22 protein-coding genes and 1 pseudogene are annotated in these 22269 nt (G+C 71.2%); 13 read left to right on the forward strand and 10 right to left on the reverse strand.

Annotation, left to right across the window (positions count from 1 at the left end):
* Nucleotides 1-42: 42 nt before the first annotated feature.
* From ACEXOR_RS01210 to ACEXOR_RS01235, 6 genes are all read left to right on the forward strand, one after another.
* Nucleotides 43-1383: an MFS transporter gene (locus tag ACEXOR_RS01210; RefSeq protein WP_374847539.1), complete on the forward strand. Its 1341-nt coding sequence runs from the start codon at nucleotides 43-45 to the stop codon at nucleotides 1381-1383.
* 9 nt (nucleotides 1384-1392) lie between these two features.
* Nucleotides 1393-3009, forward strand: coding sequence for a carboxylesterase/lipase family protein (locus ACEXOR_RS01215; protein WP_374847541.1), 1617 nt, complete (start codon nucleotides 1393-1395; stop codon nucleotides 3007-3009).
* Nucleotides 3010-3136: 127 nt separating this feature from the next.
* Nucleotides 3137-3805 (forward strand): trimeric intracellular cation channel family protein, encoded by a 669-nt coding sequence (locus ACEXOR_RS01220; protein ID WP_374847542.1) that lies wholly within the window; start codon nucleotides 3137-3139, stop codon nucleotides 3803-3805.
* Nucleotides 3806-3976: 171 nt separating this feature from the next.
* A complete protein-coding gene (locus tag ACEXOR_RS01225; protein ID WP_374847543.1) occupies nucleotides 3977-4456 on the forward strand; it encodes an FMN-binding protein in 480 nt (159 codons plus the stop codon).
* Nucleotides 4457-4467: 11 nt separating this feature from the next.
* Entirely contained in the window at nucleotides 4468-5445 is a 978-nt protein-coding gene (locus ACEXOR_RS01230; RefSeq protein WP_374847545.1) for an FAD:protein FMN transferase, read from the forward strand.
* Nucleotides 5442-6980 (forward strand): ferredoxin--NADP reductase, encoded by a 1539-nt coding sequence (locus tag ACEXOR_RS01235; protein WP_374847546.1) that lies wholly within the window; start codon nucleotides 5442-5444, stop codon nucleotides 6978-6980. The genes ACEXOR_RS01230 and ACEXOR_RS01235 overlap by 4 nt, the downstream gene beginning before the upstream one ends.
* Before the next feature lie 89 nt (nucleotides 6981-7069).
* On the opposite strand, the gene ACEXOR_RS01240 is transcribed toward ACEXOR_RS01235, so the two are convergent.
* The 3 genes from ACEXOR_RS01240 to ACEXOR_RS01250 all read right to left on the reverse strand — a co-directional run bounded on the left by ACEXOR_RS01240 (nucleotide 7070) and on the right by ACEXOR_RS01250 (nucleotide 9542).
* The gene (locus tag ACEXOR_RS01240) at nucleotides 7070-8443 is read right to left on the reverse strand and encodes a cryptochrome/photolyase family protein (RefSeq protein ID WP_374847547.1); all 1374 of its coding nucleotides are present in this window, start codon (nucleotides 8441-8443) and stop codon (nucleotides 7070-7072) included.
* A 53-nt stretch (nucleotides 8444-8496) separates the two neighbouring features.
* Complete coding sequence (locus ACEXOR_RS01245; RefSeq protein WP_374847548.1) at nucleotides 8497-8940, reverse strand: MarR family winged helix-turn-helix transcriptional regulator; 444 nt, start codon at nucleotides 8938-8940, stop codon at nucleotides 8497-8499.
* Between the two features lie 275 nt (nucleotides 8941-9215).
* Nucleotides 9216-9542 carry a hypothetical protein gene (locus tag ACEXOR_RS01250; protein WP_374847549.1) on the reverse strand — a complete coding sequence of 109 codons (327 nt, stop codon included), beginning with the start codon at nucleotides 9540-9542 and terminating at the stop codon, nucleotides 9216-9218.
* A 135-nt stretch (nucleotides 9543-9677) separates the two neighbouring features.
* Here ACEXOR_RS01250 and ACEXOR_RS01255 point away from each other — a divergent pair, with 135 nt between their 5' ends.
* The 4 genes from ACEXOR_RS01255 to ACEXOR_RS01270 all read left to right on the forward strand — a co-directional run bounded on the left by ACEXOR_RS01255 (nucleotide 9678) and on the right by ACEXOR_RS01270 (nucleotide 14039).
* Nucleotides 9678-10466 (forward strand): DeoR/GlpR family DNA-binding transcription regulator, encoded by a 789-nt coding sequence (locus ACEXOR_RS01255; RefSeq protein ID WP_374847550.1) that lies wholly within the window; start codon nucleotides 9678-9680, stop codon nucleotides 10464-10466.
* Nucleotides 10463-11464, forward strand: coding sequence for a 1-phosphofructokinase family hexose kinase (locus tag ACEXOR_RS01260; protein WP_374847551.1), 1002 nt, complete (start codon nucleotides 10463-10465; stop codon nucleotides 11462-11464). Before ACEXOR_RS01255 ends, ACEXOR_RS01260 begins: the two co-directional genes overlap by 4 nt.
* A 136-nt stretch (nucleotides 11465-11600) precedes the next feature.
* Entirely contained in the window at nucleotides 11601-13739 is a 2139-nt protein-coding gene (locus ACEXOR_RS01265; protein WP_374847552.1) for a PTS fructose transporter subunit IIABC, read from the forward strand.
* A gap of 30 nt (nucleotides 13740-13769) precedes the next feature.
* Nucleotides 13770-14039 (forward strand): HPr family phosphocarrier protein, encoded by a 270-nt coding sequence (locus tag ACEXOR_RS01270; RefSeq protein WP_374847553.1) that lies wholly within the window; start codon nucleotides 13770-13772, stop codon nucleotides 14037-14039.
* Between the two features lie 308 nt (nucleotides 14040-14347).
* Here ACEXOR_RS01270 and ACEXOR_RS01275 read toward each other — a convergent pair whose 3' ends face one another.
* The gene (locus tag ACEXOR_RS01275) at nucleotides 14348-15049 is read right to left on the reverse strand and encodes a winged helix-turn-helix domain-containing protein (RefSeq protein WP_374847554.1); all 702 of its coding nucleotides are present in this window, start codon (nucleotides 15047-15049) and stop codon (nucleotides 14348-14350) included.
* Nucleotides 15050-15459: 410 nt separating this feature from the next.
* On the opposite strand from ACEXOR_RS01275, the gene ACEXOR_RS01280 reads away from it, so the two are divergent.
* Nucleotides 15460-16959, forward strand: a complete 1500-nt coding sequence (locus ACEXOR_RS01280; RefSeq protein ID WP_374847555.1) for an MFS transporter — start codon at nucleotides 15460-15462, stop codon at nucleotides 16957-16959.
* A 134-nt stretch (nucleotides 16960-17093) separates the two neighbouring features.
* Here ACEXOR_RS01280 and upp read toward each other — a convergent pair whose 3' ends face one another.
* On the reverse strand, nucleotides 17094-17726 hold the full coding sequence (gene upp / locus ACEXOR_RS01285; protein WP_374847556.1) for a uracil phosphoribosyltransferase: 633 nt from the start codon (nucleotides 17724-17726) through the stop codon (nucleotides 17094-17096).
* A gap of 61 nt (nucleotides 17727-17787) precedes the next feature.
* Between upp and tadA the strand changes: the two genes are divergently transcribed.
* Entirely contained in the window at nucleotides 17788-18279 is a 492-nt protein-coding gene (tadA, locus tag ACEXOR_RS01290; RefSeq protein ID WP_374847558.1) for a tRNA adenosine(34) deaminase TadA, read from the forward strand.
* A 22-nt stretch (nucleotides 18280-18301) separates the two neighbouring features.
* On the opposite strand, the gene ACEXOR_RS01295 is transcribed toward tadA, so the two are convergent.
* Genes ACEXOR_RS01295 through ACEXOR_RS01305 form a run of 3 tightly spaced genes read right to left on the reverse strand, consistent with a single transcriptional unit; the run spans nucleotide 18302 to nucleotide 20308 of the window.
* Nucleotides 18302-19174 (reverse strand): glutamine amidotransferase-related protein, encoded by an 873-nt coding sequence (locus tag ACEXOR_RS01295; RefSeq protein ID WP_374847559.1) that lies wholly within the window; start codon nucleotides 19172-19174, stop codon nucleotides 18302-18304.
* Nucleotides 19171-19341 (reverse strand): hypothetical protein, encoded by a 171-nt coding sequence (locus ACEXOR_RS01300; protein WP_374847560.1) that lies wholly within the window; start codon nucleotides 19339-19341, stop codon nucleotides 19171-19173. The genes ACEXOR_RS01295 and ACEXOR_RS01300 overlap by 4 nt, the downstream gene beginning before the upstream one ends.
* Before the next feature lie 4 nt (nucleotides 19342-19345).
* The gene (locus ACEXOR_RS01305) at nucleotides 19346-20308 is read right to left on the reverse strand and encodes a cation diffusion facilitator family transporter (RefSeq protein ID WP_374847561.1); all 963 of its coding nucleotides are present in this window, start codon (nucleotides 20306-20308) and stop codon (nucleotides 19346-19348) included.
* A 79-nt stretch (nucleotides 20309-20387) separates the two neighbouring features.
* Between ACEXOR_RS01305 and proC the strand changes: the two genes are divergently transcribed.
* Nucleotides 20388-21236 (forward strand): pyrroline-5-carboxylate reductase, encoded by an 849-nt coding sequence (proC, locus tag ACEXOR_RS01310; RefSeq protein ID WP_374847562.1) that lies wholly within the window; start codon nucleotides 20388-20390, stop codon nucleotides 21234-21236.
* A gap of 83 nt (nucleotides 21237-21319) precedes the next feature.
* On the opposite strand, the gene ACEXOR_RS01315 is transcribed toward proC, so the two are convergent.
* Complete coding sequence (locus ACEXOR_RS01315) at nucleotides 21320-21991, reverse strand: response regulator (protein WP_374847567.1); 672 nt, start codon at nucleotides 21989-21991, stop codon at nucleotides 21320-21322.
* A gap of 50 nt (nucleotides 21992-22041) precedes the next feature.
* A pseudogene (locus ACEXOR_RS01320) lies at nucleotides 22042-22269 on the reverse strand (hypothetical protein); the annotation flags it as partial.

A 22269-nucleotide genomic window follows, 5' to 3' on the forward strand; every position in this document is an offset into this window, starting at 1 on the left:
CCGGAGTCGTCCGCTCCGCGTCGTTCGAAAGGCTGGTGCCGCATGACCACCGATCAGGTCGTCGACGAGGTTCCCGCGCACTGGAAGCGCAATGCCGGCCTGTTCCTCGGCGGGCAGACGGTGTCGCTGTTCGGCTCGATGATCGTGCAGTACGCGGTGATGTGGTACGTCACGTTCGAGACCAGGTCGGGGCTCGCGGTGGCGCTCTACGCCGTCGCGGCGTTCCTGCCGCAGGGCGTGGTGTCGATCTTCGGCGGCGTGATCGCCGACCGGGTGAACCGCAAGGTGCTCGTGATGATCGCCGACAGCAGCATCGCGGTGGTGACTCTCGGGCTGGCGCTGCTGATGCTCAACGGGGTCACCGACCTGTGGATCATCCTGCTCGCGGTCGCCGCGCGATCGCTCGGCGCCGGGGTGCAGACGCCGGCGGTGCAGGCGATGATCCCGCAGCTCGCCCCGGCCGATCAGCTGATGCGGGTGAACGGCATCTTCCAGACCATCCAGTCGGCGATGGCGCTGCTGGCTCCCGCCGCGGCCGGTGCGGTGTTCGGCGTGTTCGGCATCGTGCCGGTGTTCTTCATCGACGTGGTGACGGCCGCCATCGGAGTGGGGGTGCTCGCGTTCGTCACGGTGCCCACGCTGGCGTCCATCGCCGCGAAGAACACCACCTTCCGCCACGACCTGGTCGAGGGCCTGCAGTACATCTGGCGGCATCGGGTGGTGCGGTGGCTGCTGGTGGTGTTCGCCATCATCTTCCTGCTCACCGTGGCCCCGTCGTTCATCACGCCGCTCATGGTGGCGCGCACCTTCGGCACCGAGGTCTGGATGGTGACGGTGCTCGAACTCGCCTTCAGCATCGGCATGGTGATCGGCGGCGTGCTGGTGTCGACGGTGCTGGCGCGGTTCAGCCGCATGGGGCTCATCCTGTTCTCGACCTTCGGGTTCGCCGTGTTCACCACCGCGCTCGGGCTGAGCCCGAACCTGTGGGTGTTCTACGGGTTCATGTTCGGCTTCGGGCTGCTGGTTCCGCTGTTCTCGGCTCCGTTCATGACGTTGGTGCAGGAGACGGTCGATCCCGACAAGCACGGGCGGGTGTTCAGCTACGTGGGCATCGTGATGGCGCTGGCCACGCCCATTGGCATGACGGTGTTCGGGCCGCTGGCCGACGTCATCAGCGTGCAGCTGCTGCTCGTGGTGGCCGGCATCGTGACGGTTCTCGTGGTGGTGGTCGCGATCGCGCTGCCGTCGGGGCGGGCGGCCATCGCCGCGAGCCGGGCGCTGGCGACGGATGCCGGCCGCGACGAGGGTGCGGGCTCCGAGGGCGGGGTCGCGGGGCCTGCCCCTGCCGATGCCGGGTCGAGGAGCTCGCAGGGGCGTGAGTAGCATTCGGGTATGACGCGCGCGGGCCAGGCTTCGCTCATCCGGCACACCACGGCGGGAGCCGTTCGCGGCAGCCGCAGCGGTGACACCCTGAGCTGGAAGGGCATCCCGTTCGCTGCACCGCCGGTGGGCGAGCAGCGGTTCCGCCGCCCGCTGCCGGCACCGCGCTGGCACGAGCTGCGCGACGCGACCGGCTTCGGGCCGATGGCGCCCCAGCACGTGCTGAAGTCGATGGAGGTCGACACCGCCGTCGGCATCTCGGAGGACTGCCTCACCCTCAACGTCTGGGCGCCGCGCGAGACGGGTGGCGTGCAAGCGCCGCCGAAACCCGTGATGGTGTGGATCCACGGCGGCGGGTACTTCGCCGGCTCCACGGCGCAGCGCTTCTACGACGCCACCGCGCTCGCCGCCGCGGGCGACGTGGTGGTGGTGACGGTGAACTACCGGCTCGGGGTGCTCGGTTTCGTCGACTTCTCGAGCCTGTCACCGGGGCCGGGCTCCGGGGCGGCGGCACCCGGGTCGGCCTACGGCCGCAGCTTCTCGCACGGCTTCGACGCGAACGTGGGGCTCCGCGACCAGATCGCGGGGCTCCGCTGGGTGCGCGAGAACATCACCGCGTTCGGCGGAGACCCCGGCAACGTGACCCTGTTCGGGGAGTCGGCGGGAGGCGCATCCGTCATCGCGCTGATGACCTCGCCCCTGGCGGCCGGCCTCTTCCACCGGGCCATCGCGCAGAGTGCGCCCGTCACGTCGATCTACGGCCCCGAACGGGCCGCCGCGGTGGCCGAGCGATTCCTCGACATCGTGGGCATCGATCGCGCCGACGCCCACCGGCTGCGCGAGCTCGACCCGTTCGACCTCGTCGACGCGGGCGAGGAGCTCGTGCACGAGGTGTCGACGGCCGTGCCCGGAACACTCGCGATGGCGCCGGTGGTCGACGGCGAGGTGATCCCCGAGGCTCCGCTCACGGCGTTCCGGGAAGGGCGGGCCCCGCGCATCCCGCTCATCATCGGCACCAACCGCGACGAGTCGTCGTTCTTCAAGCTCATGCGCTCGCCGCTGATGCCCATCACCCCCGAGAAGGTGGAGCGGATGTTCGCCGAGATCGCGGCCGACAACCCGGGCTCCGACGAGGCGGGCTCGCGCATCACGAGCGCCTACCCGAGCTATCCGCGCCGCCGCACACCCGAGGAGGTGTCGCGCGACGCCGGCTTCCGTATGCCGAGCATCTGGTTGGCCGAGGCGCACAGCCGGTACGCCCCCACCTGGATGTACCGCTTCGACCACGCCACCCCGCTGCTGCGGGTCACGGGCATCGGCGCCACGCACGCGTCCGAGCTGGCCTACGTGTTCGGCTCGTTCGCGCCGCGCGGCCGCGACCTCGTGTTCGGGCTCGGGGGCCGCGCCGAAGCGCTGCGGGTCTCGGCCCGCATGCAGGCACGCTGGCTGGCCTTCGCCCGCACGGGCTCGCCGGATGCGGCCGCGGAGCCCGCGCCCCTCGTCCCCTGGCCGCCCTACGACGCCGACGCCCGCAGCACCCTCGTGATCGACCGCGACGACCGCATCGACCACGATCCCGACGCCGAGATCCGCCAGGCCTGGGGCCCCCAGATCCTGGCCTTCCGCTGACGCACCCCCGCCCCCCTGCCCTCACCCCACCACCCCGTTAGGTCGCGAAAAGTCGTGCTCACGCGGCCTTGAGCATGTGTTTCCGCGACGCAACGGCGGTGGTGGGCGCTCATGGTAGGAATGCTGCATGGTCGCTGAGCAGTTCGTCACGCCCTTCTGGCTCGACCTCGCGGCTACGGGTCTCGGCAGCGTGCAGGGCGCCTCCTTCGCCGCCCAGTTCAAAGACCGGCGGCTCGACCTGCTCGGGGTGGGGCTGATCGGGGTGGTGGCCGGCTTCGGCGGCGGTCTCATCCGCGACGTCCTGCTCAACCGGGTTCCCGCGGCCCTCGAGAGCAACTGGTTCATCCCCGTCGCCATCGTGGCCGCCCTGCTCGGCATGCTGCTGGAGCGCGTGTTCACCCGCCTGAACGTGCTCGTCACCGTGCTCGACGCCGTGAGCCTCGGGCTGTTCTGCGCCATCGGCACGAGCAAGGCCCTGTCGTTCGGCCTGCCCGTGGTGCCTGCGGTGTTCGTGGGCATCGTGGCGGCGGTGGGCGGGGGGATGCTGCGCGACATCCTGCTCGGACTGCCGATCGGCGTGATGCACGTGGGCTCGCTCTACGCGGTGGCGGCCGGGGCGGGTGCCGTCTTCCTGGTCGCCGCGATCCAGTCGGGTTCGGACATCACGATGGCCGGGGTGGGGTGTGTGATCGTCACCACTCTCATCCGCCTGCTGGCCGTGCGCTTCGGCTGGAGCCTGCCTGAGCAGCGCACCATCAGCACCCTGCGGCGCCTGCGTCGCCAGAAACGGGATTGAACGTTTTTCGCACACCCTCCGTTGTCCCCAGATGAGGCCGACGGATGCCCTCGGCTGGCGTCAAGGTCTCTGCCCATAAGGGTCTCAGGTCTGACGCATAGACGAGCCATAGCAACCTGCCAGCTTCGCTGAATACCGTCGAATCCGCCGACCACGAACGACAGGGACACGATGAACACTCGACAGAAGAAGATCGCGCTCGCCGGGATGACCGGACTCTCCATCTCGGTGGCCCTCGCCGGATGCGCCACGGATGCCACGGCCGAGTCAGAAGCGCCCGCCACCGCGGCCGCGACCCCCGCCGCCACGAGCGCCCCCACCGCGGAGTCGTCGACCGGGGCCGCCGCGAGCGCCGGCACCTACAAAGACGGCACCTACGAGGCCACCGGCAGCTACACCTCGCCGAACGGCCAGGAGGAGATCGACGTCTCGATCACCCTCGCGGGCGACGTCATCACGGCCGTCACCGTGACGCCCGAGGCCACCAACCCGAACTCGGTCAACTACCAGACCCAGTTCGCCGACGGCATCTCCGAGGTGGTCGTGGGCAAGAAGATCGACGAGATCGAGGTCTCCCGCGTTGCCGGCTCGAGCCTCACCAGCGGCGGCTTCAACGAGGCCGTCGAGACCATCAAGTCCGAAGCCGCCTGAGCCACCACGCCATGACCGCCGACACGGCCGCCCCGCCGGTGAGCTTCGACTTCGAAGCCATCGGCACGCACTGGCAGATCGAGACGCCCGCGCCGCTCGATGCGTCGGTGCGGGCGGCCGTGCTCGAACGGATCGAGGCGTTCGACGCCGCGTACTCGCGCTTCCGGCCCGACTCGCTCGTCACGGCGCTCGCGCTCGGCGCCGGTTCCGTCGGGCTCCCGCCCGACGCCGAGCCGCTGTTCACCCTCTACGATCAGCTGTTCGACGCCACCGGCGGAGCGGTCGACCCGCTTGTCGGTCGCGATCTCGAGCTCCTCGGCTACGACGCGGCCTACTCACTGCGTCCGGCCGCGGGCTCCCCGCTCACAGGCTCCCCTTCGGGCGGGCCTCACGACGGCTGGTCGACGGATGGCGGCGCCCCGGTTGCCCCGCACCGCGCGGCCTGGCCGTCGGTCATCCGGACTCCCGTGAGCGGCAGTGACAGCGACAGCGGCGGCATCACCGTCACCGCGCCCCAGGGCACCGTGCTCGACGTGGGGGCCGCCGGCAAGGGCTACCTCGTCGATCTGGTCGCCGAGGTGCTCCGGTCGCACGGTCTCACCGAGTTCGTGGTCGACGCCAGCGGAGACCTGGTGCACGCGGGCTCGACGCCGATACGGGTCGGCCTGGAGCATCCGCTCGACCCGACGAAGGCCATCGGCGTGGCCGAGATCGCCGGCGCCGCACTCTGCGCCTCGGCGAGCAACCGCCGCGCCTGGGGCGACGGACTGCACCACATCGTCGACGGCCGCACCGGCAACCCGGCCCGCGAGGTCGTGGCCACCTGGGTGGTGGCCCGCACCACGGCCCTCGCCGACGGGCTCGCCACCGCACTCTTCTTCACGGGCGCCCACCAGCTCGCGAAGACATTCCACTTCAGCTATGTACGCATGTACGCCGACGGGCGCGCCGAGCGCTCGCGCGACTTCCCCGGGGAGATCTTCCGTTGAAATCACGTCTGGACACCCTCATCGGGCGCATCACCATGTACAACCTCGTGGTGCTGACGCTCGCCGCCCTCGTGGTGGTCACCATCGTCGCGAGCGCGCTCGGCCAGGTGTTCTACACCCCGCCGCAGATCCTGCTCAGCGTGGCTGTGGCCATCGTCTCCACGGCGGTGTCGAGCTGGCTGCTCGCCCGGCTCTTCCGCACCCGTGCGCACCTGCCGTCGGCGGTGATCAGCGGTCTCATCATCTTCTTCGTCTTCATGCCCACCGCCGACCCGGCGAGCCTGTGGTTGCTGGCACTCACGGGGCTCGTCGCATCCGCGTCGAAGTTCGTGCTCGCCTTCCGGGGGCGGCACATCCTCAACCCGGTGGCCGCAGCGGCCGTGGTGATGAGCATCACCGGGCTGTACCCGTCGGCATGGTGGGTGGCGACGCCGGTGCTGCTGCCGTTCGTGGCGGTGGCGGCGTTCCTCGTGCTGTGGCGCACCCGCAAGCTCGCGCTCGGGCTCACCTTCGTGGTGGCCGCCGGCGCCATCACGGTGGGGCGCATCATGCTCACGGGCACCGCCTTCCCCGACGCACTCACGCTGGCGTTCGGATCGTTCCCGATCGTCTTCCTCGCGGGCTACATGCTGAGCGAGCCCCTCACCCTGCCGCCGCGTCGTTGGCAGCAGCTGCTGGTGGCCGTGGTCGTGGCGGTGCCGTTCTCGATCCCGTTCACCATCGGCACGGTGTACTCCACGCCCGAGATCGCGCTCGTCATCGGCAACATCGTGGCCTTCGCTTTCGGCCAGAGGCGGGGCATCCGGTTGCGTTTCCGCGGCATTCGCGACCTCACACCCACCTCGGCGGCGTTCGACTTCGAGCCTGTGACGCCCGTCGCGTTCCGGGCGGGGCAGTACCTCGAGCTGTCGCTGCCGCACAAGGGCGTCGATGCCCGGGGAACGCGTCGTATGTTCAGCATCACGACTCCGCCTCCTGCCACCGCTTCGTCGTCGGGCTCGGTCGGCGGCCTCGAACCGATCTCACTCGGCATCAAGCTCTCGCAGCCGTCGAGCTCGTTCAAGCGCGCGCTCGCCACGCTCGAACCCGGTACCCAGGTGCGGGCCACCTGGGTGGGCGGCGACTTCGTGCTGCCGACGGATGTCGCGGTGCCCCTCGTGCTCGCAGCGGGCGGCATCGGGGTCACCCCCTTCGTCAGCCAGCTCGCGGAGCGCTCCCGCGCCGGCCGGATCGGTGACGTCACCCTGATCTACTCGGTGTCGGGCCCCGACGAGCTCGCCTACGCCGACGACCTGGCGGCCACGGGCATCCGCGTGCTGGTGATCGCGCCGGCCGAACCTCCCGTGCTGCCCTCGGGGTGGACGTACCTCGGCCCCGATCGGCTCACCGCCGACACGCTCGCGGCCCACCTGCCCGACGTCTCATCGCGGCGCGCCTACGTCTCGGGCCCTCCGGCCTACGTCGACCACGTCTCGGCGCAGCTGCGCCAAGCGGGGGCCCGCCGCATCCACCGCGACGCGTTCGCGGGGTACTGACGCCGCCCCCCATCCCCGGGTAGCGCAAAAGCACCCTCCCGGGCCCCCTGAGCCGCACGTCGCGCTACCCGAACCAGCGGGCGGGCGGCTCAGGCGCGGATGGTCGCGTACGCGTCGAGGGCCGCGCGGCGGGACTCCTTGAGGTCGACCATGGGTGGCGGATACGCCTCCGTGCCGATCTCGGCCACATAGCGCGCGATGTACGCCCCGTTCGGGTCGAACTTCGATGCCTGCAGCTCGGGGTTGAACACCCGGAAGTAGGGTGCCGCGTCGGGGCCCGACCCCGCCACCCATTGCCAGTTCAGGGCGTTCGCCGCGGCATCCGCGTCGACCAACGTGTCCCAGAACCAGGCCTCGCCCACCCGCCAGTCGACCCGCAGGTTCTTCACCAGGAACGACGCCACCACCATCCGCACCCGGTTGTGCATGGCGCCGGTCACCCACAGCTCGCGCATGCCGGCGTCGACCAGCGGGATGCCGGTGCGGCCCTGCTGCCACCGCTCGAGCTCCACATCGCTCGGCGACGCCCACGGAAACCGGTCGAACTCCGAGCGCATGTTCTCGGTGGTGATCGAGGGCAGGTGGTACAGCAGGTGGTAACCGAACTCCCGCCATACGAGCTGCCTCAGCACAGCCGATGCGCCCTCCGCGTCTTTCGGAGCCCGCGCCCGGTGCGCGTCGACCGCCTGCCACATCTGGAACGGGCTGAGTTCGCCCCAGCGCAGGTGCGGCGACAGCATCGACGTGCCCTCCTCGGCCGGCAGGTCGTGCTCCGAGACGTAGTGCCCCACCCGCTCGTCGAGGAAGAGCTCCAGTCGTTCGCGCGCCCCGGCCTCACCGGGCCGCCACCGTTCGCGCAGACCGCCGGCCCAGTCGGGTGCGGTGGGCAGCAACCCCCACGACGCCAGCTCGTCCGACGCGACACGGCGGTGGTGCAGGCCGTCGTCGGGCGTGGGCGCGGGCAACGGATGTCGCGGCGCCGGTTTCGCCAGCACCGCCCGGTAGAAGGGGGTGAACACCTTGTACCAGCCGCCCGAACCGGTGAGCACGGTCCACGGTTCGGCGAGCACACTGCCCTGGAAGCTGTCGGCCACGACGCCCTCGTCGCGCAAGGCCGACTTGATGCCCGAGTCGATGGCGCGCTCCACCTCGCCGTACCGCCGGTTCCAGAACACGGCGGTCGCACCCACCTCGTGCGCCAGCTCGGTCACCACCTCGGCGGCCGGACCGCGACGCAGCGTGAGCTCGAGCCCGACCGCCCGCAGCGACTCCCCGAGCGCGACCAGCGACTCGTTCAGCCACCAGCGCGAGGCGGCGCCGAGTGGCCTGATGCCCGGCGACTCGTCGTCGAGCACGTACAGGCACACGATCGGGTCGCCGCGCAGCACGGCTTCGTGCAACGCCGGATTGTCGGCCAGGCGCAGATCGTCTCGGAACCAGACGACGGTAGTGGATTCGTTCACCACCCCAGTCAACCCCGAGCCGACGACAGCGGCGAGAGTCGGGGCCGCCGGACTCAGCGCCCGGACACTCCGGCCCGCAGTTTGTCGCACAGCCGCGCCAACTCGGCCAGCTCGTCGGGGGAGAGGTGCCCTGACATGTGTGCGGTGATCGAGTCGGCATGCACGACGGCCGCTTGACGGTACACGGTGACACCGGCATCCGTGAGCCGCACGAGGGTGCCCCGGCCGTCGGTGGGGTCGTCGGTCTTCTCGATGATGCCGCGGGCGACGAGCCGGTCGACCAGGCGGCTGATGCTCGGTTGGGTGAGCAGCACCTTCTCGCCGAGATCCCGGATGCGCAGCGTCTTCTGCGGCACGATGAACAGATTGAACATCACGTCGTACTCGTTGAGTGACACGATGTTCGAGGGGAACTCGGCCGCCAGCTGCCGCATCACGGTCACCTGCGCCCTGAAGAGCGACTCCCACGCCGCCACCGGCGATACTTCCGCGGCCATGCAGATCCTCTCCGGCGGCGATGCTTGAGAGCCTATTCTTCCACGACTCCCCGCGTTCGCTGAGCAGTGCTCGTTAAATGATTGAGGGCCCGTCGTAGAGGCTAACGACGGGCCCTCTCCCTTGCACCAAGAGTGTCCTGCAATCACATTCCGCGGGAGCTGCCACAGCAAACAACTTCCGCTCCATGAATATATAACGGTCCGGTAACGAGGCGCTAGTTATCGAATCGTTATTTTCCTGGGAGTTCACTGTGCACCCCATTCGGGGGTCATGGCTAGAACGTCGGCCGGTCGGCCAGCGAGATCGCGACCGGCACCACGGCGGCGACGATCGTGATGACGCCCGCCGCGATCCACCGACCCCGCGGCACCGCCCGCTGCGCCACGACCACGAGGTGAACCAGCAGCGAGAGGGCCGCGAGGGCTGCGATCACGGTGCCCACGACCGCCGGGGCGAACACCGCGACGTGCTTGCTCGCGAAGCCGGTGTCATCCGGCGGCAGGTAGTACGTCATGCCGATCTGGCTCGCGGCCATGACGAGGCCGAGCACGGCGACGGCGAGCAGAACGGATGCGACGACGAGGCGCGCGGGGCTCTTCATTCGGCGAGTCTTCCACAGTCGACAACCGTCGGACGGGCAGGGGATCGACGGAAATGTTTGCTTTTCGGGCTCAAACAGACATAGAGTCACCGAAACAAAGATTTGCGCAGAAGCAGACCGGGAGTCAACGCCGACATGTACGCCATCGAACGCCACGAACGCATCAGCGTGCTGCTCTCCGGTGCCGGCCGCGTGACGGTGGCCGATCTCGCCCAGTCGCTCGACGTCACCCCCGAGACGGTGCGTCGCGATCTCGACACCCTCGAGCGCCAAGGTCTGCTCCGTCGCGTGCACGGTGGCGCGGTGGCCCGCGGCAAGACCAGCCTCGCCGAGTCGACCGTCGCCGACCGCGCCGATCGGGCCCGCGAGGCCAAGCACGCCATCGCCACGGCCGCCCTCACCCTGCTGCGCAACGACTTCAGCGGCTCGATCCTGCTCGACTCCGGCACCACCACGGCGGCCGTCGCCGAACTCCTCGCCCACTGGCGGCCGGCCACGCCCGGCACGCAGCTCACCGTCATCACGAACTCCGTGCCCATCGCGGCCCTGCTCCACCACAACGACGCGCTCGAGCTGCACCTGCTCGGCGGTCGGGTGCGCGGGGTCACGAGCGCCGCGGTCGGCAGCCCGGCCATCGATCAGCTGGCCCACCTCCGGCCCGACATCGCCTTCATCGGCGCCAACGGTCTGAGCGCCGAGTTCGGGCTGAGCACCCCCGAGGAGCACGAGGCGTCGGTCAAGTCGGCCATGGTGCGCAGCGCCCGCCGCGTGGTGGCGCTCGTCGACTCGTCGAAGCTGGGCGACGAGACGCTGCACCGTTTCGCGGAGCTCCGCGAGCTCGACACCCTGGTGACCGACGCCGACCCGGTGGGAACGCTCAGCGCCGCCCTCGACGCGCACGGCGTGGAGGTGGTGGTCGCGTGATCGTCACCGTCACCCTCAACCCCTCGTTCGACCGCACCATCGAGCTCGCGACGCGACTCCTCCGCGGCCAGGTGCAGGCGGCCGGGCGTTCGACTCAGCAGCCGGGCGGCAAGGGCGTGAACGTGTCGCGGGCCCTGCACGCCGCGGGCGTCGACACCCTCGCCATCCTGCCCGCCGCCCCCGGCGACCCCATGCTCACCGCTCTCGAAGCCGACGGCATCCGAACCGCCGCCGTGGCGGTGCCCGGCCCCGTGCGGTCGAACACCACCATCACGGAGCCCGACGGCACCACCACCAAGCTCAACGAGCCGGGCGCCCCGCTCGATGCGGCGGCGACGGATGCGCTCATCGCGCTGATCGTCGAACGGTCTCGCACCGCATCGTGGCTGGTGCTCGCCGGCTCGCTGCCGCCCGGTGTTCCGGTCGACCTCTACGCCCGCATCGTGCGCGCCGTGCGGGCCGGCGCCGCCCCGGCATCGGCCGGCCCCTCGATCGCGGTCGACACCTCGGGCGCTCCGCTCGCGGCACTCGTGGGCAGCGGGGTGGCCGTCGACGTGATCAAGCCGAACGCCGAAGAACTCCTGGCCCTCACCCGCGACCTCGGGATGGGCCCGCTGGAGCAGGTCGACGACCCCGACGGCCTCTCCGCCACCGATCCGCTCATCGTCACCCTCGCCGATGCCGTGCTCTCACCCGAGCTCGGTTCGGTGCTCGTGACGCTCGGCGCCCACGGTGCCGCGCTGGTGTCGCGGGCAGACGTGTTCACCGCGGCCGCCCCCACGATCGTCGCCCGCAGCACCGTGGGAGCGGGCGACTGCTCCCTGGCGGGCTACCTGCTCGCCGCCACCGCGGGACACGACGGCGCCGGACGCCTCGCCCAGGCCGTGGCACACGGGGCGGCGGCGGCCATGCTCCCCGGATCGACGGTGCCGACCCCCGATCTCGCGCCCGCATCGGCCATCGCGGTCACGCACCACCCCCGGGTGGCCAGCGGCTGAGCGGCCACCACGCCGCGACCACCGCCCCGCCCTCCCGAACGCACCACCCCACCCCCACCCCACCCCCATCCCGAAACCCCCCATCCCGAAACCCCCGACGCCGCATCGCCGCGGTGTCCGCCTCGAAGGAGTCCCCATGTCCGCCCTCATCACCCCCGAGCTGGTCGTCCTCGACCAGGATCTCGGCCGCGACCGCGGCCCGGTCATCCGCCGCCTCGCCGAACTCGTCGTGGCCGCGGGCCGTGCCACCGACGTCGACGCCCTCTTCGCCGACGCCTGGGAGCGCGAGAGCAAGACCGACACCGGCATCCCCGGCGGCCTCGCCATCCCGCACTGCCGCTCGACGGCCGTGCTCGAGCCCACGCTCGCCATGGCCCGCCCGACCCCCGGCGTCGACTTCGGCTCGGCCGACGGCCCGGCCGACCTCGTCTTCTTCATCGCCGCCCCCGACGGCGCCGACCAGGAGCACCTCAAGCTCCTCTCCACGCTCGCCCGCTCGCTGATCAAGCCCGAGTTCGTCGCCGCGCTCCGTGAGGCGGCCACCCCGGCCGACATCGTGGCGCTCGTCGACGGGGCGCTCGCGCCGGCACCGGATGCGAAGCCCGCCACCTCGACGAGCGCTGCGGCCGAGGCTGCCCCGGCCCCCGCATCCGGAGCACACGCCAAGCCCGCCGCTGGCGCTGCTGGCGCTGCCGGCGCGAACGCCGACCGCCCGGTGATCGTGGCCGTCACGGCCTGCCCCACGGGGATCGCCCACACCTACATGGCCGCCGACTCCCTGGTGGCCGCGGGGGAGCGCGCCGGCGTCGAGCTGCACGTCGAGACCCAGGGCTCCTCGGGAGCCACTCCGCTCGACCCCGCGCTGATCGCCCGCGCGCAGGCCGTGGTGTTCGCGGTCGACGTCGACGTGCGCGACAAGGGTCGCTTCGCCGGCCTTCCCGTCATCCAGGCCCCCGTGAAGCGCGGCATCGACGAGCCAGACGCCATGGTGGCCGAGGCGCTCGCCGCTGCGACCGACCCGAACGCCCGCCGGGTGGCCGGATCGGGCCAGGCCGTGGAGACCGCCACCGACGGCCCCGGCGAGCACATCGGCCAGAAGCTCAAGCGCTACCTGCTCACCGGCGTGAGCTACATGATCCCGTTCGTGGCGGGCGGTGGTCTGCTGATCGCCCTCGGCTTCCTGCTGGCGGGTTACCAGATCAACGGCAACGCCACCGACATCGTGCTCAACAACACCCTCTGGAACCTGCCGGAGGGCGGCCTGGCCACCTACCTCGGCGCGGTCTCGTTCGTGATCGGCGCGGCGTCGATGGGCTTCCTCGTGCCTGCGCTCGCCGGGTACATCGCCTACGCCATCGCCGACCGGCCGGGCATCGCGGTGGGCTTCACGGCCGGTGCGGTCGCGCTGGTGATGAACGCCGGGTTCCTCGGCGGTCTCGTGGGTGGTCTGCTCGCGGGCTTCATCGCCTGGGCCATCGGCCGGCTGCGGGTGCCGCGCGTCATCCGGGGCCTGATGCCCGTGGTCATCATCCCGCTGTTCGGCTCCATCTTCGCCTCGGGGCTCATGCTGCTCGTGCTCGGCGGCCCGATCGCCCTGCTGATGACCGGCCTGAACGACTGGCTCTCCTCGCTCACCGGCGCCTCGGCCGTGCTGCTCGGCATCATCCTGGGCACCATGATGGCCGTCGACCTCGGCGGCCCCATCAACAAGGTGGCCTACGCCTTCGCCGTGGCCGGACTCGCCGCCGGCAGCGCCACCAACCAGGCTCCCTGGCAGATCATGGCCGCGGTGATGGCCGCCGGCATGGTTCCCCCGCTGGCGCTCGCCCTCGCGACCCTGCTCGACCGCAAGCTCTTCAGCGCGGCCGAGCGCGAGAACGGCAAGGCCGCATGGTTCCTCGGAGCGGCGTTCATCTCCGAGGGCGCCATCCCGTTCGCGGCCGCCGACCCGCTGCGCGTCATCCCCGCCGGCATCGTGGGCAGTGCGCTCACCGGAGCCATCGTGATGGGCACCGGTGTCACCTCGCAAGCGCCCCACGGCGGCATCTTCGTGTTCTTCGCCATCGGCAACGTGGGCATGTTCATCGTGGCGATCCTCGCGGGCATGGTGGTCTCGGCCGCTCTGGTGGTGCTGCTCAAGCGCTTCGTGCGCCGCCGCCCGGTCGCGAGCGACACCGTCACGGCTGCCGGCGCCTCGGTTCCGGATGCCGCTGCCGTCGCTCGGCCCTCCGCGGGCACCCCGGCTCCCGGCCGCACCCCCGTGCCCGCCCGCTGACCCCTCCCCTCCTACTGAAAGGCACCAACCATGACCGAACGAACCGCCGTCATCGCCAGCCGCGTCGGGCTGCACGCGCGCCCCGCCTCGCTCTTCATCGAGGCCGTGAAGCGTCAGCCCGTGAAGGTGACCATCTCGAAAGACGGCAGCACCCCGATGGACGCGTCGAGCATCCTCTCGATCATGAGCCTGGGAGCCGCCAACGGCGACACCATCACGCTCGCAGCCGAGGGCGATGGCGCCGACGCGGCCCTCACCGAACTCGCCGCCCTGCTCGAGACAGACCTCGACGCCGACTGACCCACCCCGCGCCGCGCCGCCGCCCCCGCGCCCCCGCCACTCGTCCCGAATCCGCGCGACACACCGTGCCGCCCCCCGATTCGCGACGAGTCGCGGGGGTGCCGCATTCCCACGCACCCTTCTCCCCGAAGGTCTCGGCAGAAAGGCGCCCGCAGGGCCGCCGGTACCGGCCGTCTATCGGCTGAACGCGGCGGCGTGTACGTCGCGTTCAGCGTCGACAGCGGCAAGAACGCGGGCCGCCGCCGACTATTCGCGTAGTGCGCCGCAGAGGCGGCGGCGCACCCGGGAGCGCGCAGCGCTCCCGGCAATCAAAACAGATCAGGCGAAGGCGTGCTCGTGTGCCGCACCGACACGTCGGCGTGGCGGTCGAAGCGGTAGCCGACTCCGCGCACGGTGCGCACGATGTCCTCGTAGTCGCCGAGCTTCGAGCGCAGTCGACGCACGTGCACGTCGATGGTGCGCTCGTTGGGCACCTCTTCGTCACCGGCCGACCAGAGCGCCGAGATGAGCTCGGCCCGCTCGATGGTGCGGCCCTCGCGCAGCACGAGGTACTGCAGCAGCTCGAACTCCTTGTAGGTGAGGTTCGCGGCCTGGTTGTCGAGCAGCACACGCTTGCGCGAGAGGTCGACGACCACGCCGTCGCGGGCGCGGTCCTGCTCGTCGGGCGCCTGGCGGTGCTTGGCGAGGGCGGCCGGGTCCTGCAGGGCGAGCCGCACGACCTCCACGTCGCGGCCGCCGGCGCCGCGGGGGGCGAGCGCCACGGCGGCGTAGGTCTCCGACGAGGGAGCGATCTGCGCGGCCAGCGCCTTCAGCTGCTCCACGATGCGGCCGAGGTCGGTGCCATCGGCGGCGGCCTTGTCCTCGTCGATGCCGACGTAGAGCACGAAGCCGCGGGCTTCGGTGCCATCCGGAACGGCCCGGATGCGGGGGGCCGCCTCGGCCGGAGCGGCGGCGGGGCGGAGGGCGGTGACGGTCGAGGGGGTGCGGGAATCGAGGTGGGCGATCGACATGATGGGTGTCCTAGCGGGAGCGGCCCGTGGTCGACGGGCCGGAAATGTGTCATTCCAAGAGGATCCGGGTGGGGACCCTGAGACGGCTCCGGAGACGATCCGGATGCCGGGGAACACGACCTGCTCCGCGATCAGATACGCGGGGGTCGGTGCTCGAGCGAGAAGAAACTCGTCAGCGACACATTCGACAGCACATGACGACGCCGCCGGCCATCATGGCGGCGTTCCCGGGGGCCTCAAAGGAGGTCGGGGCGAACGCATTGTCAGTCATGTCGCCAAGCTAACCGGATGCGGGTGGCGGATGTCAAGCATCCGTTCGCCTCGTTCACGTGCCGAGACACCGTGGTCGCCGACGACAGGTGTCGGCCGAGACCGATGGCAGCACGTCGATGCCGGTATAGATTCGGCCCATGACCGCGACTTCGACGAGCTCCCCGGTGGCCGGCCGCGCACGATGGCAGGCGTTCGCCGTGTGCGTGGCCGTGGCGGCCCTCACCATCCTCGACCTGTCCAAGGTGAACGTGGGACTGCCCTCGATCGAAGAGTCGCTCGGCGCGGGATCGACCGAGCTGCAGATCATCGTGGCCGGGTACGCGCTCGCATTCGGCCTCGCGCTCGTGCCGGCGGGGCGCCTCGGCGACCTGTATTCGCGCAAGGTGATGTTCGTCGTCGGCCTGAGTGCGTTCACGGTCGCGAGCGCCCTCTGCGCCGTCGCGCCCGACATCAACACGCTCGTGGCGGCGCGGATCGTGCAGGGCATCGCCGCGGGCATCCAGATGCCCCAGGTGCTGGGGCTCGTGCAGCAGCTCTTCCAGGGCGAGGAGCGTGGCCGCGCCTTCGGGCTCTTCGGTGCCACGATCGGTGTGGCCACGGCCTTCGGCCCCACCCTCGGCGGCCTGCTGATCGCGGTCGGCGGGCCCACCGACGGGTGGCGCCTGCTGTTCTGGATGAACGTGCCGCTCGGCGTCATCCTGCTGCTGTTCGCGCTGAAGCTGATACCGAAGTCGCAGGTGCGCGACCCGGGGGCCCGCAATCTCGACCTGGTGGGCATCGTGCTGCTCGGCGCATCCGTGTTCAGCTTCATGCTGCCGTTCGTGCTCACGACGGGGTCTCCGGATGACAGCCCGCTGCGCTGGCTGTGGTTGCTCGCCACCGTGGTGTCGGTGGTGCTGTTCGTGGTGTGGGAGCGGCGCTACGAGGCGCGCGGCAAGTCGCCCGCCATCCGGTTCGCGCTGTTCCGGATCAGCTCGTACCGCAACGGGCTGCTGCTGGCCACCGCGTGGTTCGCCGGGGTGCCCGCGATCTTCCTGCTGACGACGCTGTACCTGCAGGAGGGGCTGGGGTTCGAGCCCGTGTTCGCGGGCATGGTGAGCATCCCGTTCGCGCTCACCTCGGCGATCGCCTCGCTGATCGGCGGGCGCCTCGTGATGCGCGTGGGGCGCAAGCTCGTGGTGATCGGCGTGGTGGTGGCCCTGGTGGGGTTCGTGCTGGTGCTGCTGGGGGCCGTGCTGCCGCCGTCGGACTGGTCGATCTGGCTGATGGCCGCCGCCATGGCCGTGGCGGGGGCGGGTGGCGGATTCGTGATCTCGCCGAACCAGACGTTGACGCTGGCCGAGATCCCGGTGACCGAGGGCGGGGTGGCCGGATCGATGGCACAGGTGGGGCAGCGCGTGGGAACGGCGATGGGCGTGGCGGGGGCGTCGTCGATCTTCTTCGCGACGCTGTTCCGGGAGGGCCCGGCCAGCGCCGACGACGTGATGCTGTACCACGACGGCTTCCGCAACGGGTTCCTGGTGGCGCTGGGGCTGCTCGCGATAGCGCTGGTGATCGGTCTGTTCGACCTGCGGCGTCGGCGGATCGAGTCGGGGGACGACGCCCCGGCCCCCGCCGAGGCCGTCGGGCCCGCCTGACGTCCGGCCCGCCGTCGCCGTCCGGCCCGCGGACTTCTGCGATCGTCGCGCACAGCACGGCGTAGAGCGCCCCGCTTCGGCCGAGAATCGATCGAGGCGGTGCGGCGGCGCGGCGACCCCCGACGGGGCGTCGGCTAGACGGTGCCGTACAGGCGGTCTCCGGCGTCACCGAGACCGGGCACGATGTAGCCGCGCTCGTCGAGCCGCTCGTCGAGCGCGCCCAGCACGAGGGTGACGTCGCGGCCCTCGGTGGCCTTCTCGAGAGCGGCGACACCCTCGGGAGCGCCCAGCAGGCAGATGGCGGTGACATCCTGAGCACCGCGGGCGAACAGGAACTCGATGGCCGCCGAGAGCGACCCGCCCGTGGCCAGCATGGGGTCGAGCACGAAGCACTGACGGTCGGAGAGGTCGTCGGGCAGGCGCTCGGCGTAGGTGGTGGGCTCGAGGGTCTCCTCGTTGCGCACCATGCCGAGGAAGCCGACCTCGGCCGACGGCACGAGCTTCACCATGCCCTCGAGCATGCCGAGCCCGGCGCGCAGGATGGGCACCACGAGCGGCCGCGGCTCGCTGAGCGCGAGGCCCTGCGCCTCGGCGACCGGGGTCTGGATGGTGATCGGCACGACGCTGACGTTGCGGGTGGCCTCGTAGGCTAGGAGCGTCACGAGCTCCTCGGCCAGGGCACGGAACGTGGGCGAGGGGGTCGTACGATCCCGCAGCACGGTGAGTTTGTGGGTGATGAGCGGGTGATCGGCAACGTGAACTCGCATGAGGCCAATCTACTGGCAGTACCTCTGCCGGCAGTACCGGTAGCTGAGGGGTGGTGAGCGGATGGTCGGGAACCCGTCGGCGCTCCCGTCTGCAGAGACGCTCGCCGAGTGGATGCGACTGGCCCTCGACGAGGCGCGGTCGGCCCTGCAGACCGGTGACGTTCCCGTGGGAGCCGTCGTGCTCGACGCGGCGGGCCGGGTGATCGGCGTCGGCCGCAATGAACGCGAGGCGACGCACGACCCCACCGCCCACGCCGAGGTGTTGGCGCTCCGGCAGGCGGCTGCGGCCCGGGGCGACTGGCATCTGACGGATGCGACGCTGGTGGTCACGCTCGAACCGTGCGTCATGTGCGCGGGCGCGATCCTGTCGGCTCGGGTGCCGCGGGTGGTGTTCGGCGCGTGGGACGAGAAGGCCGGAGCGGTCGGATCGGTGTACGACGTGCTGCGCGACCGGCGGCTGAACCACACCGTGGAGGTGGTGGCGGGGATCGAGGCGGAGGCGTGCTCCGACCTGCTGACGACGTTCTTCCGGGAGCCGCGCATCCGGCCGTGATCGCTTGGTCGGGCCTGATGGGTCAGTCGGTGGGGCGGGGGAGGTTCGTGAGGTACTCGGCGAGCATCAGAGCGGCAGCGTTCTGCATGGCGTCGGAGTGCTCGGCACGTTCGTCTCGCAGCGATTCGGGGTCGTAGCCGGCGGCCCGCACGGAGGCATCGTCTCCGACGAGCCACTCCTCGTGCATCTCGGCGGTGAGCTCGGGGTGGAACTGCACCGCCAGCAACCACTCGCCCGCACCGAACGCCTCGTTGGCATACTCTGCGGACGATGCCAGCAGGGTGACGCCCGGGGGCAGATCGAAGGTGTCGCCGTGCCACTCGGCCATCTTCACGCCGGCCACGTGCCGCACCGGCGAGGTCGCTCCGGCCGCCGTCGGCGTGACCGCCCGATACCCCACCTCGACCGACGGGCCCGGATGCACCGAGGAGCCGAGAGCAGCAGCGATCGCCTGGGCTCCGAAGCACACGCCCAGCACCGGCTGCTCATCGTCGAGCCGCGCCCGGAGGAAGTCGAGCTCCGGGTCGATGAACCCGAGCCGGTCGCGCTCGTAGACCCCCGCCGTCGACCCGAGCACGATCACGAGGTCGGCCGACGACGCCCGCGCGAGCTCAGCCCGGAACTGTTCCACGGGCGCCGAGGCGTCGACGATCTCGACCTCGTAGCCGTGCTCGGCGAGCACCGGCGCGAAGTTGCCGAGCCGCACCGACGGCTGGTGCTGGATGACGGCCGCCCGCCGCCGGGCGCCCCCGTCGCGCCGTCTCGCCGCCCCGTCCGGCCGCTGCGCGCCGCCGTCCGGCAGCTGCGCGCCGCCCTCCGGTTGCCGGGCACCGCCGTCCGGCAGCTGTGCGCCGCCCGCCGTGTCGTCGTCGTCCCGCATGCCGTCGTCGCTCATGCGCCCGGCGGTCTCTCGCGCGGCGCGTCGCGCCACCCCGACGCGGAGTCTCCGCGCACGCCTGCCGGCTGCCGGGGCGCCAAGAGGCTCGGTGTGCCGCACGCGTGCGCGAGCGCCACGGCCAGCACGCCGGTGTGCCGGTCGATGTCGCCTGGCGTGACGTTCACGGGCTCAGTCGGCGCTCTTGATGATGATGGCCGACGTGTTCGCCTCGACATCCACCGGCGGCACGTACACATCGGGCTCGATGTAGATCACCCGTGCGATGGGTGCCGCTTCGCGCACGCGGGCTTCGACCTGATCGATGGTGTCGGCGACGTCGCGCAGCTCGGAGTCGGGCGCGAGCGCGATCTTCGCTCCGACCAGCAGCTCGTCGGGGCCGAGGTAGAGCGTCTTGATGTGGATGAGGCGATCGACCTTGGGCGTCGACTCGATGGCCTCGACGATGCGATCATGGTCGGCGTCGGTGGCCCCCTCACCCACGAGCAGGCTCTTCGTCTCGATGCCCAGAACCAGCGCGACGAGCACGAGCAGCACCCCGATGAACAGGGTGCCGACACCGTCCCACACCCCGTTGCCCGTGACGACCGAGAGGCCGACGCCCACCAGGGCGAAGGCGAGACCGGTGAGCGCCGCCGTGTCTTCCAGCAGCACGACGGGGAGCTCGGGCGCCTTGGCCCGCCGCACGAACTGAACCCAGCTCTGCTTTCCGCGGGTGTGGTTGCTCTCTTTGATGGCCGTGCGCAGCGAGAACCCCTCGAGCCCGATGGCCACCACCAGTACGGCGAGCGGGATGATCGGGTTCGAGATCTCCTCGGGGTGCGAGATCTTCTCGATGCCCTCGTAGATGGCGAACACGCCGCCCACCGAGAACAGGATGATCGACACCACGAAGGCGTAGACGTAGCGCTCCCGCCCGTAGCCGAACGGATGCTCGCGGTCGGCCTTCTTCTTCGCCTTGCGGCCGCCGAGGAGCAGCAGCAACTGGTTGCCCGAGTCGGCGAGCGAGTGCACGCTCTCGGCCAGCATCGACGACGAGCCCGAGAGCAGGAACGCGATGAACTTCGCGATCGCGATGCCCACGTTCGCCAGCAGTGCCGCGATGATTGCCCTGGTGCCGCCGGATGCGCTCACGTCGTTCTCGCTTTCTGCCCGCGCGCTTCCGGGGAAGCACGTCGGCGTGGGGGATCGTCGCCAATCCTAGGATGGACCGGTGACCACCGCAGAGACCACCTCCCTTCCCTCGATCGCCCTGCTCGGGGCGGGGTCGATGGGCCGCGCCATCCTGAGCGGGCTGCTGTCGCCCACGGTTGAGGTGAGCGGGGGCATCCGCGTGACGAATCGCAGCGCGGCCAAGGCGGCCGAGCTGGCGGAGACCCCGGGCGTGACCGCGTTCGCGACCGAGAGCGACCCCGAAGCGAACCGGCGCGCCGTCGCCGGTGCATCCGTCGTTCTGGTGGCGGTGAAGCCCGCGATGGTGCCCGGGCTGCTGGCCGAAATCGCGGATGCGCTCGAGCCGGGCGCCGTGGTCGTGAGTGTGGCGGCCGGAGTGACCGTGCAGACATTCGAGAGCATCCTTCCTTCGACGGTGGCGGTGGTGCGGTCGATGCCGAACACGCCCGCCGTCGTGGGGCGTGCCGTCACCGGCATCTCGGCGGGAACCCGATCGAGCCAGGACGACCTCGCGCTGGTGCGCCGCCTGTTCGAGACCGTGGGCACGGTGGTGGAGGTTCCGGAGAGCCAGCTCGATGCTCTCAGCACCATCTCGGGCTCGGGGCCGGCGTACGTCTTTCTGTTGATAGAAGCGCTCACAGCTGCGGCTGTGCAGAAGGGGTTCACCGAGGCTCAGGCCGCGGAGCTCGTGAACGGCACGTTCGCGGGCGCGGCGGAGCTGCTGGTGGCCTCGGGGAAGACCCCGACCGACCTGCGTATCCAGGTGACGAGCCCCAAGGGCACCACCGAGCGGGCCGTCGCCGTGCTTCAGGAGGCCGACCTACCCGGTCTGTTCACCCGCGCCACCGACGCGGCCCTGGCCCGCGCCCGCGAGCTCGGGCAGGCCTGACCGCCGAATTGCGCCAAATCGCCCCTTCCCGGGGCGGGAGAGGGCACTTCGGCGCAACTCGGCGAAGGAGCGGGCGGGGCGGTTCAGGGGGCGAAGCCGGCGTCGCGCGCGGCGACGGCCGCCTGCAGGCGCGAGGTGCAGCCGAGCTTGAGCAGCACGCGGCTGACATGGGTCTTGGCGGTCATCTCGGTGATGACGAGACGGTCGGCGATGCCCTGGTTGCTGAGGCCCTCGGCGAGGCAGCCGAGCACGTCGCGCTCACGCGGGGTGAGCGCGGTGAAGGCGTTCGCGTCGTCCGTCTGCGCGTCGCCGGCCCGAACGTCGCCGCCCCCGGCCTGAACGTCGCGGCCGCCCGCCCGGCCGTCGCCGCCCCCCGCCCCCACCGCCGCCAGCACCCGCCGGGTGACCTCGGGTGAGAGCATGCCCTCGCCGGCCGCCACGCGTCGCACGGCGTCGACCAGCGTGCGCGCATCCGTCGACTTCAGCAGGAACCCCGCGGCACCGGCGCGGATGGCACCGAACACGTACTCGTCGAGATCGAACGTGGTGAGCACCACCACGGCCGCCAGCCCCTCGGCGGTGATTCGGCGGGTGGCCTCGATGCCGTCGTGCACGGGCATGCGCACGTCGACGAGGGCCACGTCGGGGCGCAGCCGCCGCGCCGTCTCGAGCGCCCGCTCGCCGTCGCCGGCCTCGCCCACGACGGTGATGGCGGGGTCGGTCGAGAGCATCGCGCGCAGCCCGCTGCGGATCATCGGGTGATCGTCGACGAGCAGAACCCGGATGCCGCCGGCCCCTGCGCCGGTCACCCCGGCCCCCGGAGTCGCGTCACCGGCAGCTCGGCGTGCACGAGCCACTCGCCGCCGCTCATCCCGGCCACCGCGAAGCCGCCGAGCGCACGGGCGCGCTCGCGCATGGTGAGCACGCCGAACCCGCCGAACCCGCCGAAACCGCCGGCACCCCCGCGACTCGTCCCGAAGGCGCCCGATGCGGCCGGATCGGCGCCCATTCGGGACGAGTCGCGGGGGCGGGA

The sequence above is a fragment of the Herbiconiux liangxiaofengii genome (assembly GCF_041927335.1).
Classification (GTDB): Bacteria; Actinomycetota; Actinomycetes; order Actinomycetales; family Microbacteriaceae; genus Herbiconiux; species Herbiconiux liangxiaofengii.

Coding starts and splice junctions, on each gene's coding strand:
- ACEXOR_RS01210 (WP_374847539.1), top strand. CDS start 43: ATGACCACCGATCAGGTCGTCGACGAGGTTCCCGCGCACTGGAAGCGC.
- ACEXOR_RS01215 (WP_374847541.1), top strand. CDS start 1,393: ATGACGCGCGCGGGCCAGGCTTCGCTCATCCGGCACACCACGGCGGGA.
- ACEXOR_RS01220 (WP_374847542.1), top strand. CDS start 3,137: ATGGTCGCTGAGCAGTTCGTCACGCCCTTCTGGCTCGACCTCGCGGCT.
- ACEXOR_RS01225 (WP_374847543.1), top strand. CDS start 3,977: ATGAACACTCGACAGAAGAAGATCGCGCTCGCCGGGATGACCGGACTC.
- ACEXOR_RS01230 (WP_374847545.1), top strand. CDS start 4,468: ATGACCGCCGACACGGCCGCCCCGCCGGTGAGCTTCGACTTCGAAGCC.
- ACEXOR_RS01245 (WP_374847548.1), bottom strand. CDS start 8,940: ATGGCCGCGGAAGTATCGCCGGTGGCGGCGTGGGAGTCGCTCTTCAGG.
- ACEXOR_RS01250 (WP_374847549.1), bottom strand. CDS start 9,542: ATGAAGAGCCCCGCGCGCCTCGTCGTCGCATCCGTTCTGCTCGCCGTC.
- ACEXOR_RS01255 (WP_374847550.1), top strand. CDS start 9,678: ATGTACGCCATCGAACGCCACGAACGCATCAGCGTGCTGCTCTCCGGT.
- ACEXOR_RS01265 (WP_374847552.1), top strand. CDS start 11,601: ATGTCCGCCCTCATCACCCCCGAGCTGGTCGTCCTCGACCAGGATCTC.
- ACEXOR_RS01270 (WP_374847553.1), top strand. CDS start 13,770: ATGACCGAACGAACCGCCGTCATCGCCAGCCGCGTCGGGCTGCACGCG.
- ACEXOR_RS01275 (WP_374847554.1), bottom strand. CDS start 15,049: ATGTCGATCGCCCACCTCGATTCCCGCACCCCCTCGACCGTCACCGCC.
- ACEXOR_RS01280 (WP_374847555.1), top strand. CDS start 15,460: ATGACCGCGACTTCGACGAGCTCCCCGGTGGCCGGCCGCGCACGATGG.
- upp (WP_374847556.1), bottom strand. CDS start 17,726: ATGCGAGTTCACGTTGCCGATCACCCGCTCATCACCCACAAACTCACC.
- tadA (WP_374847558.1), top strand. CDS start 17,788: ATGGTCGGGAACCCGTCGGCGCTCCCGTCTGCAGAGACGCTCGCCGAG.
- ACEXOR_RS01295 (WP_374847559.1), bottom strand. CDS start 19,174: ATGAGCGACGACGGCATGCGGGACGACGACGACACGGCGGGCGGCGCA.
- ACEXOR_RS01315 (WP_374847567.1), bottom strand. CDS start 21,991: ATGATCCGCAGCGGGCTGCGCGCGATGCTCTCGACCGACCCCGCCATC.